The organism is Wolbachia endosymbiont of Protocalliphora sialia, assembly GCF_053891855.1.
On sequence record NZ_JAIUJX010000019.1, the window covers coordinates 1 to 14,675 of the forward strand.

Genomic DNA, 14,675 nt, shown 5'->3' on the forward strand with positions numbered 1-14,675 from the left:
TGCTCGCAATCTCTTAACTTGATGCTTATGCTTTTTTGAATATTCCCCAAATTTGGGAATAACTTATATCAAATTCCTATTCTCTTTTTCAGTTTTTCAGTTTTTTAGTTTTTTAGTTTTTTAGTTTTTTTTTCTTGCAAGCATAATAGTTTCGTATACATAATGAAAGCAAATGGTATTTTTAGCTTGATAACAGAGGAAAATAAAAAGGGCTTGGGTGTAACACTCAAATAATGATTTACCTTATGGATACCGCTAGAAAAGTTGACTAAGGTATACAATTCTCTCTGCGTCAAGTTACTCAAGATATCGAATCTACAAACGCTTTGGATTGAGTGTGTTTGATCAATTTGAGTGCTTTAAATGAAAGGCGAAAATTGAGCATACTACGCCTCTGTACACAGTATCTTTAATGCAAATGCCCATGTGATTCCATAGATAATCTCTGTTTTTTTATTTTATCTGTCCATTTATCATTCTCTATATCTTGTTTGTTGGTTGCTCTTTTTTCTTGCTCAACAATTGCCTTATCTATCTTCTGATGAATTGCATCAATTGCATTAATTGCATTTTTTTCTTTGTATACTTCGCTTTTTCCTTCAACAATTAAATTGGTAAAAATATTTACAACAAACTGCACTTGATTATGATTAACCTGACCTTTTATCGAAGAAGGTAAAGATCCTAATACTTCTGATGATATTTTACCTTGAAAGGAAAGCCCTAAATTATCTGCTACTTCACTTATTAATAACTCCCTGTTTTCTTTATTATCTTCCAATTTGGCATAATCACTAAGTAGATCCATAACTGCAGATACTCTAACTTCAATAATACCATCAACATCTTCACCTCCTAGAGCAACTCCTGATTCCAATAACTTCTCTCTGAGGTTTTTGCTTAAAAGATTAATAAATTCTTCATTTGCATCTGATCCTATGGTTGATATCGTACCATCTAAATAGTTATTTACTTTGATTTGAGTACCTAAGTCATGCTCTATTTGTATTTTTGTCTCATATTTAAATCCTAGTTCTGCACAGAATTTCTGAAAATATTCTTTAATAATGTCAAACAAGCTCTTGCCATTATCTTTATAGTTTTTTAGCTCTTCAGGAATAGTAAGTGATAACTTACCTTCTTTATATATTATACCATTTTTGCTATCTTGAGATTCAAGTGTGAATTCTAATGAGCTGGATAGGTCGCATATTTTCTCTTCCGGATTGTCAACCGTGGTTATAGGCATTGCCATATCAGACGTCACTTTTATGCAGTTGTGATCAGTGCAGTAAATGTTTAGCGCTTTTCTAGGACTGTGGGGAATTAAGCTACAACTACTGAGTGCTGCATGAGATTCATTAAATATACCAGCCCCATACCCTGCTTGATTACAATTGGTGACTAACTCTTCTAAAATAGCATCACTTGGTATTTCTGCTTCAGCGTATCTAAACATTTCCTTGAAAGTTTCCTTTGCTAATGCACGGTAATCTTTTTTGGAGAATAGATGATAAGAGCTTCTCCCTGTGTTATAAAATCTCTCAAATTCCTTTCTATATTCATCAGTTTTTTTTTCATCAGCAACTGTAGGGCTATTACAATGATTTTCCCAAACTTCAGATAGTCTATCTTGATCAAGCTCCTTAAGTACTGGTTCCATAAAAGCTTTACCTTCTTCAGAGAGGTTATCAAAATTATCACGGTTAAAAATCTCATTTTTATAATCTTTAGCTCCTTCCTTAAATGCAATAATAAAATTTTTATCTATTTCTTTTTCATTAATAATAAAATTCATTCTTTGAAAATCTAAGAACATTGTTTCACCGGAATTCGCTAATTTATTATCTTGATCTGCTCTTAATTTACTAAAATTGAATTCTTTAGCTGTGGCCTTTAATCTAACTACCGGACTCTTCTTTGCCTCTTTCATAATTAACACCTTACTATAAATATGCTGTAAGTTGTACCATATAATGATGAATAATTTTATAATATATAAAAAAGTCGATAGTCTATTTCTTTATTTTAGGGATATAGGAAAGGCGTAGATTTCTCTTTTCATTTGTAGCATGCTGCATTAATATTTACGTATTAATCTAGAAAATAGTGATGAATAATATTGTAATTGTTGGTCTGCAATGGGGTGACGAAGGCAAGGGTAAAATAGTAGATTATCTTTCTGAGAATGCAGATGTAGTTGTGAGATTTCAGGGAGGAAATAATGCAGGGCACACTATAGTAATAGATGATGAGGTTTATAAATTAAATTTACTGCCCTCTGCTGTTTTGAGAGCGGACAAAATATCTATTATAGGAAACGGTGTTGCTCTTGATTCACATGCTCTAGTCTCAGAAATAGAGTCATTGAAAGTTAAAGGAGTGGACGTAAACTATAACAACTTGATGGTATCCGAGAGCTGTCCATTAATACTTAGCGTACATAAGGACAAGGAAAAGCTATTTGAAGATTTAAACGGAAATCACAAAATTGGTACAACAAACAAAGGGATAGGGCCATGTTATGAAGATAAAGTTGGCAGGAGAGCTATACGCCTTTGTGACTTAGAAAACACAGATGAGCTCAATCAAAGAGTGGACGCTCTCCTGAGTTACCATAATGCTATCAGAAAAGGACTTAACTACCAGGTAGTTAAAAAAGAAGAAATATTAAAGGAAATTGAAGAGATTTCAGAAAAAATTCTTTTATATAAAAAACCTGTGTGGAAGATACTAAATGATTTTATGAAAGAAGGTAAGAAAATAATATTTGAAGGCGCTCAAGGCGCATTTTTAGATATCGACCACGGAACTTACCCTTTTGTTACTTCAAGTAATACCGTAGCATCGCAAGCGATAACAGGCTCAGGATTATCCTACAATGCTCACATTATTGGTGTAGCAAAAGCGTATACAACAAGAGTGGGTAATGGTCCATTTCCTACTGAACAAAATAACGAGATTGGAGACAGCTTATTTTCTATAGGTAAGGAACTTGGAACAGTAAGCAATAGAAGAAGGCGCTGCGGATGGTTTGACGCAGTTTTAGTGCGCCAGGCCGTACAACTCTCTGGAGTTTCAAGCATTGTATTAACCAAATTAGATATTCTTGATTCTTTTGATACTATTAAAATAGGCACTGGTTATAAGTACGGCGGAAAAATGTATGATTATTTACCCGCATCACATTCAATACAAAAAGAATTAGAGCCAATATATGAAGAATTTCCTGGTTGGAAAGAGAAAACTCAAGGCAAAAGGTCAGTTAAGGAATTACCTGCAAATTTGATGAAATATGTGAGAAAAATAGAAGAATTAATAGGTGTACCAATTCATCTAATTTCAACTAGTCCCAATAGAGAGGATGTTATTAAGCTTAAAAATCTATGAAAACGTCTTGTTAACTTTTATCTAATAAAAAACGATACTTGTGTGACTTCAAGCAATCTATTATGCAAAGTAGCAGCGTAAACGTACAGTGAGCAGTATGATTTTTCTTAAATACATGTTGATTGTTATAATATAAATATAGTTATAAGGGGTATATTATGATTGCAGGTTTGACTAAGGAAGATAAAGAAGTAGATGCAGGAAAAATAGGTGATCAATTTGAAAAGCATTTTTGTATAGGACCAACTTCACTGAATAGGGAAGTTTATTACTCTACACTTATCTACCATACATTCAAAGAGTTATATTCACAATTAGATAATATCTCTCATGCTAATAAAACAAGATCAGAAAAAGAAATAATCGATTTTTATGTTCTACCTCAATTTGAACGTTTTAAAGAAATTATTGATGAAGATATAAAAAAAGATCCTTCGTTTGCAAATTCTGCTATCGTAAAGTTTTGTTACTCAATTATAAAAGATAATAAATTATTTAAAGAATTAGAAGAAATGAGTATTCCTGCTAAAAACTCTAGTGTAAAGGCAGGGATAAGCTTTCAACTGAAAAATCTGAAGGAGAAGGTGTGGTTCTTAAGAAAACTAAAGGAGAAAAATAATTTCACTTGCGTGCAGAGGGCTTTTGGGGATGAGTGGAGTTTTTATGACCTAATAAACGATAGAGATTTTAAACAAACGTACATAGACAAAGCAGTAACAGAGTCTGCTAATGAGAGCTTTAAGGAAGATATAAATAAATGCATAGAATTGGCAGAACAGGGAAAAAAAGCTGCAAGTAAATATTTTGAGAGGAAAGACGTAGAGCTTCAAGCTTATTACACAGAAACCGGTAACGCTCATAGAGTTTTGAATGTTAACCTTATTCATTACGATAAAAATGAGCCAACAAAGATTAGTGACGTTTTACAGCAAGAGAAAGATATTAAAGAACTGAATATCTATTGCAATAAAAAACATGAAATACATGCTCATCAAAAAGATAAGAAAAGATATTATGAATTTAAAGAAGGTGCATATTATGAAATGACAAGCACTTGGCCTGCAAAAGATGGATCCGAAATGTGTACCATGATTATGAATGTGAGTAGCGATGGCATAACTGAAATACTAAAATTCAATGGTGAAGATTTTGTGCTATCAGAGGAAATTCTAGAATTAATAAAGCAAAATGATGAATTATATATTCAAGATCTCTCCTTATACGATGCTGTAATACAATCACTAGAAAAGGATAAGGCTGCTCCTATTAATTTTCATAGCGAATCTATAGTGGCCTATCAAGATAAGGAACTAGAGGAGAAATTAGATCATAAAGTTGATGCTGGTAATAGCCTTCCTTCTTCTCCTTCTATTAATAGTAATGCATTGGAAGTCAATTTACAGCACACTAAAACTCAGCCAGAAGTTGTTTCACAACAAATCCGAACTCAAGAGGAAACTAACTCACAACGAATGGATGAATTGATTCCAGATAATCAAATATCGTCTAAAGAAAATGTCGAATTAAAGCAAGAAATGTCAAGCTTGAAAAAAGGAGCTACTGAATTGAAGCAAGAAATAGAAGCAGAAACAATTGTAAAGTTAGAGAGGCATGATAGCGATTTAAAAGATGAACTTGAAGAAGAAGTAAAGTTCGACATCGAAGATCCAGAAATCGAGTACGAGGAATTTCCAGAAGATATACTTGAACTCATTGAAGACGAAGATAGTATTGATGAATTGCAAGAGAACTACAGCGACATCATTGCAGATCAAATTCAGACAATTGAAGAAATGAAAGAAGAAATAGAAAACTTAAATAATCAAGTTAAATACTTAGAGGATCAACAAGATCAAGTTACTGATAAACAAAAAATTAGCAAGACCATAAGTGGTTATGCAAAACAATATTATAGTCTAATGGGAGAAGTTTTTAGTGAACCTGATAATGAGTCTGATGTTCCACTGAAAGAAAAGACAACATTGCACAAATCTCCAAGCCTTGATAGTGGACTTGATAGCGATGAGGAAAATGGTGATAATGATTTATCTTCTAACATAAGTTCTATAAGTTCTGTTGAGAAGGTGGCAGAGAGTAGAAACGTAGGTAACTTGCTTTCCTCTTGTATTATATGGAGATAAGTTGCAAGAGGAATACTCACGTAGAGTATAAAAATCTCCTGTATTGATAATAATTTAAAATCTATAGTAGACTGAAAAAGATTATTAAATTATAATACGACAATGATAAAAGAAGACAAATCAAAAACAATTTTTGAAGTGGAAGGGGCAGTAACTGCTTTACTACCTGCAGCAGAATTTAGAGTGAAGCTGGACAATGAACATGAGATTATCTGTCATGTATCAGGAAGAGTGAGAAGAAGTAAAATACGTATTATTATAGGCGATAGAGTGTTAGTTGAGATGAGTATTTATGATAGGAATGCAAGAAAGGGTAGGATAATAAAAAGGCTCAAGTGATAGAACAATCTCTAGATAATCTTATTCTTGCTTCATCATCAGAAAGGCGAGTAGCCTTACTAAAACAAATAAATATTAAGCCAGGTTTGGTTTTGCCAGCAGATACAGATGAATCGCCTTTGAAGAAAGAGCTGCCAAAAGATTACTCAATCCGTATGGCAAAAAGTAAAGCCGAGAAAATACAAAGTGCAAATCCAAATTACTTTGTGCTTGGTGTTGATACAGTTGTTGCTTGTGGTAGAAGGATACTGCTCAAAGCTGAAAACGTTGAGCAAGCAGAAAAATGCGTTCGCTTGTTATCAGGAAGAAGGCATAGAGTATACACCAGTGTGTGTTTATTAACTCCTGATCAATCTAAACAGCATATTAGGACTGTAGTTACAATAGTGAAATTTAAGCGTCTCAGCGAACAAGAAATTAAATATTATTTAGCATCAGAAGAGTGGAAAAACAGGGCAGGGGGGTGCAACATACAAGGTCTTGCAGGAATGTTTGTATTATTTTTACGTGGCTCATACTCTTCTGTAATAGGGTTACCATTACATGAAACCCATTGCTTGCTAAGTAATTACTTTAACCTATACTAATACCATTGTCCTTTTTTTGTTTTTCTTCAGCAATAAGTTTAGCCCAGATTCTATTTCTATTTGCTAATGCAATTCTATTGCGATCAGGACTATCATTGCATTCTGTTAAAGTATCTTTTCTTTCCTCTTCTACTATTCCAGCTTTCAGTTGTGCTGCATCTTTTTCTAGCAATTTATATAGTTCGCTATTTTTGTCTATAGTCAGATTAGTATTATCATTTTCTTGTTCTGCTACTTTTCTTTCTAATAACTTACGTACAGGGTCATATTTTTTACCTTCTTTTACTTCTTTCAACATACTTTCTGAGAATAAATCTTTAGTAGCCTGGTCTCTCAATCCTTTATTCAATTTTTCCAATGTATCTTTTGGTTCAATGGTTTCTAATCTCTTCTCTAATTGCTCAGAATTGACCTGAAAATTATAGTGGCTAGTGTAAGTTGGAGATGAGTAACCTGAGTCGTTTATTTCTTTCTCCGCTGCATTGTCTTTTAGCAATCCAGCTGCTAATAAATGTTCTTTTGTTTGCCCACTCATTTTCTTTTGATTTACTGGTTTTAGCAGGAATTTCTGAGTTTCTTTATCCAACTTACTGGTAAATTCCGTAAGTAGGTTATCATCTCTTTGTTCAACATTCATTAGGCTCGCTTTTAACTGTCCAGAATTTACTCGAGATTTTTCATGATTAGAGTGAGTTGGAGATGAATAGCCCGAATCGTTTGTTTTTATGTCTGTTGAGCTGTATTCTAGAGATTCATTTTCTTGTAATTTATCTTCGGTTTCTTTTTGTTTATCGTTTCCTCTTTCTTCGTTTTCCTTAGTGCTAAGATAATCTTTTTCTTGTTTATAATCTGATTGAGGATTTGAAAGCGTTATATACTCATCTTCGTTATCGCTCCAACCATCTTCGAAGTCAAAAAATTCTTCATCATACTCACTTTCACTACGTAATAACTCATTTTTTGCTTTCCATGCAAGAATCGAAGCTACATCATTTAGTGGTTGCTTATTTCCAGTATTGCGTGATTCTTTAGCGTTTTCATACTTAAATGCATCTTTAACTTTTTTGAATGCAACGTCTTGTACTGGTGCAGCGCTTTCAGTAGTTGTAGGATCAAAAATTGCACCTTTTTGCCGATTATTAGATATTTGCTCACTTTCATCTGATTTTCGGCTTCCAGGTACAGCATATCCAAATGTAGCAAATGTAGGATTGTCATACCGTTCATCCTCTTGTGTATTATCTTGATTGTAGATTACAGACTTGGTGAAAATAGTACTGCTTGAAGAAGCATCAGAATATGGAGAATTGTAGTTATTTCTACTATTAATCCGTATTGGCTGATACTCACCTTTTTGCTGATTATTAGGTAATGAACTAGTTCTAGGTGGCAGTGATGGTGGAATCTTTTTAGCAGATGCGTTATTAGAATTTGTAGTGCTAGTCGTTACATGCTTAAACTCAACTTCTTGATCTTGAGTAGCTTGAACGCCAATACCTTTACTAATATCACTTTCTATGAAAGTTTCAGATGATTGTTGTTTCTCTTGTTCTTGTCCTTTCTCCTTGAATTGTATTTGATATAGGAATAAGCCACCTATTTTTACATCTGTGTTTGCTTTTAATTGTTCCTCAGTAACACCATTACGTTCAGTTAGATCTACACCATCTTTATCAATCTTGATTTTGATAGTACATTTTTTTCCATTTTTGTCATGCCAATTCAAAGTCATTTCATATGAACCATCGGTTACAACATAATGCCTTATTCTTTTCTCTCCTTCTTCGGCAACAAAACCGTGCATTCCGCTCTTTCCATCACTATGCAGCGTTGAAAATCCCGAAATTCCTTTCTTCTGACAAAAGTCACTATTTAAAAACTCGCTGATTTTAAACTCTTTTTTGTCATCTCCCAGTGTAATACTTGCGTGATCACCATATATTGAAACTCCTGCGATATCATCAACATACTCTTTTAACCTTGCTTTAACTTCACTTTCAAGCTTTTGTTCGGCTTTCTTTATCTTGTTCTGCTCTGGAAGAATAACTTCATAAGCTTTATTTTTGTCTTCATCTGTCTCCAAATTCCAGACGGAGTGCTCTATTAGAAACTTTACTGCATTAAAACCAACTCTGGAATTATAAATTGGGTCGTCTTCCTTTTTTATTTCATCGAATAAAGTAAAAAATCCTCGAATGAATTCATGATATTGTTGTGTGCTTTGAGTATTCATATTTTCCCTCACTAATAACCCTCTGCCTTTTAGCCTTAGCTAGTACAATTATTACGGGAATTGATTTAGTTTTTATTAAAGAAGTTGTATTGCTAACGTGATGACATGAGCTATTTTATGTTCACATCAAGCAATTTAAGTTGTCATTCCAGTCTGGAATCTAGATTTTTCTAGACTTGATCCTATAGTCAAATTCATAACTACAAACGTTGTAGTATAAGAGTAATTTTCACCAAAAAGTATGTCATTTGAGTAGCTGACACTGGGATCCAGTGGCACTCAGTTAGTGAGCATAAAAGTATTATGTTAAAACATAACATTTTTGATGAAGTTCATGAAAGGCTGGATTCCAGACTGGGATGATAACTTAAAATATTGCTTTAGCTCTGTTTTTACAACTTCAAATATTTGTTACTCATAGTAAATACTTCTGGATCTTGAGAAGTGAGCTTGAGTATAGCAAGTATGTTTATGAGCAGCAAAGCAGCAATTGAAATATCAGCGATATCCCAGAGTAACTTAACTCCACCGATTGCACCAAATGGAATGATTAAGGTAAAAACTACAGTCCAGATTTTAGTGTATTTATTATCCATAGATACATAGCGTATTGTTTGTTTTGAACAAAAAAACCAAGTAAAGATAGTAGTAAAGGCAAAACAAAACATTATAGCCATAATTAAATAGTCAGTATAGGGCCAATTCATAGCTTTTCTAAAAGCAAAAATGCACATGTTAGTGCTCTCTAAATCAGTAATCCAAGAATCTGTGACAAGCAGTACCATTGCTGTAATGAACACTATGAGTGCAACTATAAAAGGAGATATTATTGTGATTAGACTCTGTTCAATGATAAATTTATTGTTATTTTTTTTAGGAGTAATCGAGGAGTGTACAATTCCTTCGAGGCCAAGTCCTATATCTGTTGCAAAAATACCTCGCAGAGTTCCTACTTGAATAATAGTCAACATTTCTAAAATTAAACCTAAAGATAAGCCAGAGTTAAAGCTACTAGTTGTAAAAAAATTGCTTGTTATTAGTTTTAGAGAAGGAAGAATATTTTCACTAAACTTAAATAATATGATACCGCAAAGTGTGAGGTAACTTACCGTCATTATCGGTATCATAGCCGATATAAAAATTTTAATTTTTTTTAAGCTGAGAGCTGCAACAACAAAAAATATTATGGCCATTACAATGCCGCCAATGACTACAGGTATATCTACCATGCTGAGTGGTATTGATAGAGAATTTACCTGAACAAGGTTACCAACTGTTATTGAAACCATCATCATAATAACTAGAAACACAACTGTAGCTTTTCTAGAATTAAATGCATCAGTCATGTAGGCTACAGGTCCACCTATAAACCGTCCATTTTTTTCTTTTCTGGTTTTTATACTTAGGTAACAAGTAACATATTTTATCACAGAAGTAACAACAATAATGATTGCCATCCATAAAATGGATCCCGGTCCTCCGGTTTTTAGAGTAACAGCAGTTCCTGAAATATTTCCTACTCCTAAATTTCCCCCTAAGATTGTAAACAGAGCAGCTATAGAAGAAAATTTATTTTCTCCTCTTTTAGCTCCAATAAGTGAAACGGCATACGGTAGTCTAAACACCTGTAACCATTTTAGTTTAACCGATAGGTAAACACCAGCAACTAGTATGAGTAGTATTGTTGGCAGTAATAAAACAAACTTTACTGTATCCATCTGTAAAAGAGAGATTTTTACTCGAGTATATAGCAAAAATTGAAAAATACCTAACTTATTGTTTATGAGAAGTAACACTATAAAAGCTATAGTAAGCCTGCTAAAATCCTATTTTTCATACCACTCATTTATGAGTTTATTGATATCGTAATCCATAAAATCCTTTAGTGGTTGACTGGTTTTTATCTCGGCATTTTTAGGGATACACCTATCTTTACATATTGCGTACTTTATATGAAAGTTAATATCAGCGTATTCCTAATTTGGAATGATATTAGTTTTAAAGGGAAATAACACCATATCTTCATATATGTTACTAACAAATGTAACTTCCCCAACTTTATCTTCATGTTCCTTGGGAGTAGACCAATGAATATCTATATTTGATATGTTACCCTGACAGTCAAAGGAAGTAGGAAGGCCGAAATCTCCAGGATCTTTGTAATATATATGCCAACCTGGTTTTATTGTAACCTTTATTGCGCCTTCAATGGTGAGGTTTGCTTTATTTACCTTACCAATGAGCAGATCAAATTTTGCAACTTCTTCTTCAGCGCACAATTGAGTGCAAGAAAAAAGTAAAAGTAGGATTGAGTATATACGTATTTTCATAAATACTCTATTTATGAAGAAAATAATTTAAGTTCTATCTATTATAATAAAAATATTATATAAATCATTTGTTAATATAATATTATGCTAATACAAATATAGTAGCAATTATAACTTTCATATATTATTTTTTTATTTTTAAGCAGTTATAATATTAAAGAGACGTAACAAATATAAATAGTAGTGGCTTTGCATAGAAAATCACAAATTTATTTCCTTTATAAATGTAAGACTTTTTAGAACTAGAAAGATACCGTGGAGCAAGTTGCTCCAAGGCTCTTGTTTACTTAGAATCCACCCATTCCGCCCATTGCTCCTGCACCCATAGGTGATGAAGCATTTTCTTCTTTGTTTGGTAGATCAACTATCATAGATTCAGTAGTAATAAGTGCGCTTGCTACAGACACTGCTGTTTCAAAAGCAATACGAACTACTTTTGCCGGATCAATTACACCAGCTGTTGATGCATTAGCGTAGTTCATAGCCTCAACGTTGTATATAAGCTCTTTATCATTCTGCTTAATCAAATAGTCAATTATAACAGCAGATTCAAGACCAGCATTTTTAACCAATCTTTTGATTGGAGCACTGAGAACTTTTTTGACAATGTTGATACCTATTTGCTCTTCATCGCTTGAAGCTTTTAGCTTATCAAGAGCAGATGCAGCGTAAAGAAGTGCAACTCCTCCACCTGGAACTATCCCTTCTTCAATTGCAGCTCTTGTTGCATGAAGTGCATCTTCTACTCTATCTCTACGTTCTTTTACCTCTACTTCAGTTGCTCCACCAACTTTGAGTACAGCAACACCGCCTGATAATTTTGCTAAACGCTCTCTTAGCTTTTCTTTGTCATAATCAGAGGTTGAAGTTTCAATCTGAGATTTAATCTGGTTAATTCTAGCATTTACTCTGTTTTGTTTGTCACAGTCGCTGTCTTCACTAACAATTGTGGTATTGTCTTTAGTGATTTTAACATTTTTAGCAGTACCAAGATCTTCAAGAGTCAAATCTTCCATCTTGATTCCAAGCTCATCTTTTATGACATACTTAGCACCTGTTAAAGCTGCTATATCTTCGAGCATCTCCTTTCTCCTATCACCAAAACCTGGAGCTTTTACTGCAGCAACTTTTAGACCACGTAATTTGTTGATCACTAAAGTGCTTAATGCTTCACCTTCAACATCTTCTGCAATGATAAACAAAGGTTTACCAGACTTAAAAATAGCCTCAAGAATAGGAAGTAAAGGTTGAATAATATTAAGTTTTTTTTCTGTAATCAGCAAATATGGATCATCAAGCTCCACGCTCATCTTTTCATTATTTGTAACAAAGTATGGAGAGAGATAACCACGATCAAACTGCATACCAGTTGTAAGTTCAACTTCTAATTCTTTTGAACCCTTACTTTCTTCAACAGTGATGACGCCTTCTTTTCCAACCTTTTTAACAGCATCAGCAATGCTATTACCAATATCTTTATCACCATTTGCAGAAATTATTGCAACTTGTGCAACTTCATCCATTTTCTCTAAAGAAATTGTGCGAGACATTGATGTAATTTCCTTTAATATCACATCTTTTGCCTTCTGTATTCCATTTTTGATACAAATACGATCATTTCCAGCTGCAATTGACTTTGAAGCTTCCATTATCATATTGCTAGTCAGTATTGAGCATGTTGTGGTACCATCACCAACTTTGTCATTACACTGAGAAGCACTTTGAGCAATGGTGCTTACTATCGCAGAGTGTAATGGTTTTTCAGGCTTTATACCTTTCATTACCTTATAGCCATCCTTTGTGACCTCTGGTCCACCATATGGCTTACTAATTCCTATTGTATTTCCCCTAGGCCCTGCAGTTGCTCCCACCGTTGAGTCAACCATTGCTGCAACTTCACGAAAGGCTTCTTGCAACTGTTCGCCTGATACTACTATGTTAGCCATTTTTATCACTCCTTAAATTAATAAAAAATTTAGAATATTAAAATACATAATGCACTATATAGCGCATTAGTTTAGTAAAATAGGAATTACCTACTTGATAACAGCAAGTAGGTCTGACTCCTTCATCACGACATACTTTTCATTATCATGTTCTACTTCTGTTCCAGCCCACTGCCTGTAGAAAACCTTATCACCAGTTTTTACAGTTAAAGCTATGCGCTCTCCGCTTGAGTTGCGTGAACCACTACCAATTGCTATAACTTCACCTTTAGTAGGCTTCTTTTCAGCACTTGATGGTAGTACAATTCCACCTTGTTTTTCTTCAGTAATAGGCTTTATTAGCACATTATCATCTAATACATTCAAATTTACACTTGACATTTATGTTTCCTCATTAATAGATTAACCTACAATTCTATGTAGTCATCTAAAGGTTACATTTCAAGGGCTGGAGTTAGTAAAAGTGTATAATTTAAGGTTTGAACAGAAGTTTTATGGGTTACATACCGCTAGCAAACCGTAGTGTAATATCTTTATACGGACCAGATACGAGAGATTTTCTTCAGGGTATTATAACAAATGACATTAATAAACTAAGTAGCCAGCAGGCAATTTACTCTTTATTACTCAACCCTCAGGGAAAATATCTGTACGATTTTTTTCTCATTGAATATGGTGGATATATTTTCTTAGAGTGCGAAAATGTGCACTTACAGCAAATTATCGAGAAACTAGATTTACTTAAAACTTATTTGAGAGTGAAAATTAAAGACATTAGTGCACTATATAAGGTTGGAGTTTTGTTTGATGCTAAGTTGGCGGAGTGTAGTAGTAAGTCACAAGTTATTTTTCAAGATCCAAGGCACAAGCTGCTAGGAATGAGGATCATACATAAAGATGAAATAAAAGAACCGGTTGGAGATTTTATTCAGTATGAAAAAGTTAGAATTACAAACCTTGTCCCAGATGGAGCAAAAGATATGGTGCAAAATTCATCATTTCCGCTGCAATATTTAATCGATAAGATAAATGGTATAAGTTTTAATAAAGGGTGCTATATAGGTCAGGAAGTTGTAAATCGAATGAGCAGACAAGAAAAATTCAGAAGGAAACTTTACCTTGTTGAGGGAAAAAATGCACTTCCAAATATTGGCACTAAAGTAATCAATGAACATAATGAAGAAGTAGGAGAACTACGCTCTAGTGTTGACAATATTGGACTTGTATTGCTTAATACTGGAAAAAGCCACGCAAATTTATATGTCGGTGGAGTTAGCATTAAGACGTTATAAAATATCTATTCGAGTTTGAAAGAAAAGAAACAAACAATGAAGCAACCAAGCTGATATAGTTATGCAAAAACTAATATAATTAATTGCTATTTTAACACTTTTTTGATAATAGACAATAAGAAGGTAAGGAATGGTATTTAAATTAAAATTTTAAACATTCTTAAAGTAATGCTTTAGATACTTCAAGGTAAAACTTTTAAAGTAATACTTGAGTATTTTTAGATATTAATCTGGAGGTTCAACAGGCACTTTTTTATGCTGTTTAAGAAGAGCAAAAATTGCATTTTCTCTTGCTGAAAGCTTGTGTTTCTTATATTTTCCATAATATACATTATGTAATTTTCGATGCTAATAAAAATATCTGCCAATCTAAAAACAACTCAATTTGCCACCTTACTCTGTAATACTTGCTCAGCA

General features: G+C 33.3%; 11 protein-coding genes. 5 read left to right on the forward strand and 6 right to left on the reverse strand.

Annotation, left to right across the window (positions count from 1 at the left end; translation table 11 throughout):
* Positions 1-409: 409 nt before the first annotated feature.
* The gene (locus tag LB100_RS05490; RefSeq protein ID WP_456201662.1) at positions 410-1,933 is read right to left on the reverse strand and encodes a hypothetical protein; all 1,524 of its coding nucleotides are present in this window, start codon (positions 1,931-1,933) and stop codon (positions 410-412) included.
* Between the two features lie 179 nt (positions 1,934-2,112).
* On the opposite strand from LB100_RS05490, the gene LB100_RS05495 reads away from it, so the two are divergent.
* From LB100_RS05495 to LB100_RS05510, 4 genes are all read left to right on the forward strand, one after another.
* A complete protein-coding gene (locus tag LB100_RS05495; protein WP_264720007.1) occupies positions 2,113-3,390 on the forward strand; it encodes an adenylosuccinate synthase in 1,278 nt (425 codons plus the stop codon).
* A gap of 158 nt (positions 3,391-3,548) precedes the next feature.
* The gene (locus LB100_RS05500) at positions 3,549-5,531 is read left to right on the forward strand and encodes a hypothetical protein (protein ID WP_456201663.1); all 1,983 of its coding nucleotides are present in this window, start codon (positions 3,549-3,551) and stop codon (positions 5,529-5,531) included.
* Positions 5,532-5,633: 102 nt separating this feature from the next.
* The gene (gene infA, locus LB100_RS05505) at positions 5,634-5,870 is read left to right on the forward strand and encodes a translation initiation factor IF-1 (RefSeq protein WP_007302820.1); all 237 of its coding nucleotides are present in this window, start codon (positions 5,634-5,636) and stop codon (positions 5,868-5,870) included.
* Positions 5,867-6,457 carry a Maf family nucleotide pyrophosphatase gene (locus LB100_RS05510; RefSeq protein ID WP_017531625.1) on the forward strand — a complete coding sequence of 197 codons (591 nt, stop codon included), beginning with the start codon at positions 5,867-5,869 and terminating at the stop codon, positions 6,455-6,457. The genes infA and LB100_RS05510 overlap by 4 nt, the downstream gene beginning before the upstream one ends.
* Here LB100_RS05510 and LB100_RS05515 read toward each other — a convergent pair.
* The 5 genes from LB100_RS05515 to LB100_RS05535 form a co-directional block, all read right to left on the reverse strand.
* Positions 6,444-8,690, reverse strand: coding sequence for a hypothetical protein (locus LB100_RS05515; RefSeq protein ID WP_264720004.1), 2,247 nt, complete (start codon positions 8,688-8,690; stop codon positions 6,444-6,446). The genes LB100_RS05510 and LB100_RS05515 overlap by 14 nt on opposite strands.
* A gap of 392 nt (positions 8,691-9,082) precedes the next feature.
* Positions 9,083-10,408 (reverse strand): alanine:cation symporter family protein, encoded by a 1,326-nt coding sequence (locus LB100_RS05520; protein WP_456201664.1) that lies wholly within the window; start codon positions 10,406-10,408, stop codon positions 9,083-9,085.
* Between the two features lie 258 nt (positions 10,409-10,666).
* Positions 10,667-11,020 (reverse strand): protein-disulfide reductase DsbD domain-containing protein, encoded by a 354-nt coding sequence (locus LB100_RS05525; protein ID WP_456201665.1) that lies wholly within the window; start codon positions 11,018-11,020, stop codon positions 10,667-10,669.
* 287 nt (positions 11,021-11,307) lie between these two features.
* A complete protein-coding gene (gene groL / locus LB100_RS05530) occupies positions 11,308-12,966 on the reverse strand; it encodes a chaperonin GroEL (protein WP_007302814.1) in 1,659 nt (552 codons plus the stop codon).
* A gap of 90 nt (positions 12,967-13,056) precedes the next feature.
* The gene (locus LB100_RS05535) at positions 13,057-13,347 is read right to left on the reverse strand and encodes a co-chaperone GroES (protein ID WP_007302813.1); all 291 of its coding nucleotides are present in this window, start codon (positions 13,345-13,347) and stop codon (positions 13,057-13,059) included.
* 113 nt (positions 13,348-13,460) lie between these two features.
* Between LB100_RS05535 and ygfZ the strand changes: the two genes are divergently transcribed.
* On the forward strand, positions 13,461-14,258 hold the full coding sequence (ygfZ, locus tag LB100_RS05540; protein WP_264337239.1) for a CAF17-like 4Fe-4S cluster assembly/insertion protein YgfZ: 798 nt from the start codon (positions 13,461-13,463) through the stop codon (positions 14,256-14,258).
* Positions 14,259-14,675: the final 417 nt, after the last annotated feature.

Bases quoted from the DNA above. Each gene is read 5' to 3' on its own strand.
- LB100_RS05490 (WP_456201662.1), bottom strand. From the start codon at position 1,933: ATGAAAGAGGCAAAGAAGAGTCCGGTAGTTAGATTAAAGGCCACAGCT.
- LB100_RS05495 (WP_264720007.1), top strand. From the start codon at position 2,113: ATGAATAATATTGTAATTGTTGGTCTGCAATGGGGTGACGAAGGCAAG.
- LB100_RS05500 (WP_456201663.1), top strand. From the start codon at position 3,549: ATGATTGCAGGTTTGACTAAGGAAGATAAAGAAGTAGATGCAGGAAAA.
- infA (WP_007302820.1), top strand. From the start codon at position 5,634: ATGATAAAAGAAGACAAATCAAAAACAATTTTTGAAGTGGAAGGGGCA.
- LB100_RS05515 (WP_264720004.1), bottom strand. From the start codon at position 8,690: ATGAATACTCAAAGCACACAACAATATCATGAATTCATTCGAGGATTT.
- LB100_RS05520 (WP_456201664.1), bottom strand. From the start codon at position 10,408: ATGGATACAGTAAAGTTTGTTTTATTACTGCCAACAATACTACTCATA.
- LB100_RS05525 (WP_456201665.1), bottom strand. From the start codon at position 11,020: ATGAAAATACGTATATACTCAATCCTACTTTTACTTTTTTCTTGCACT.
- groL (WP_007302814.1), bottom strand. From the start codon at position 12,966: ATGGCTAACATAGTAGTATCAGGCGAACAGTTGCAAGAAGCCTTTCGT.
- LB100_RS05535 (WP_007302813.1), bottom strand. From the start codon at position 13,347: ATGTCAAGTGTAAATTTGAATGTATTAGATGATAATGTGCTAATAAAG.
- ygfZ (WP_264337239.1), top strand. From the start codon at position 13,461: ATGGGTTACATACCGCTAGCAAACCGTAGTGTAATATCTTTATACGGA.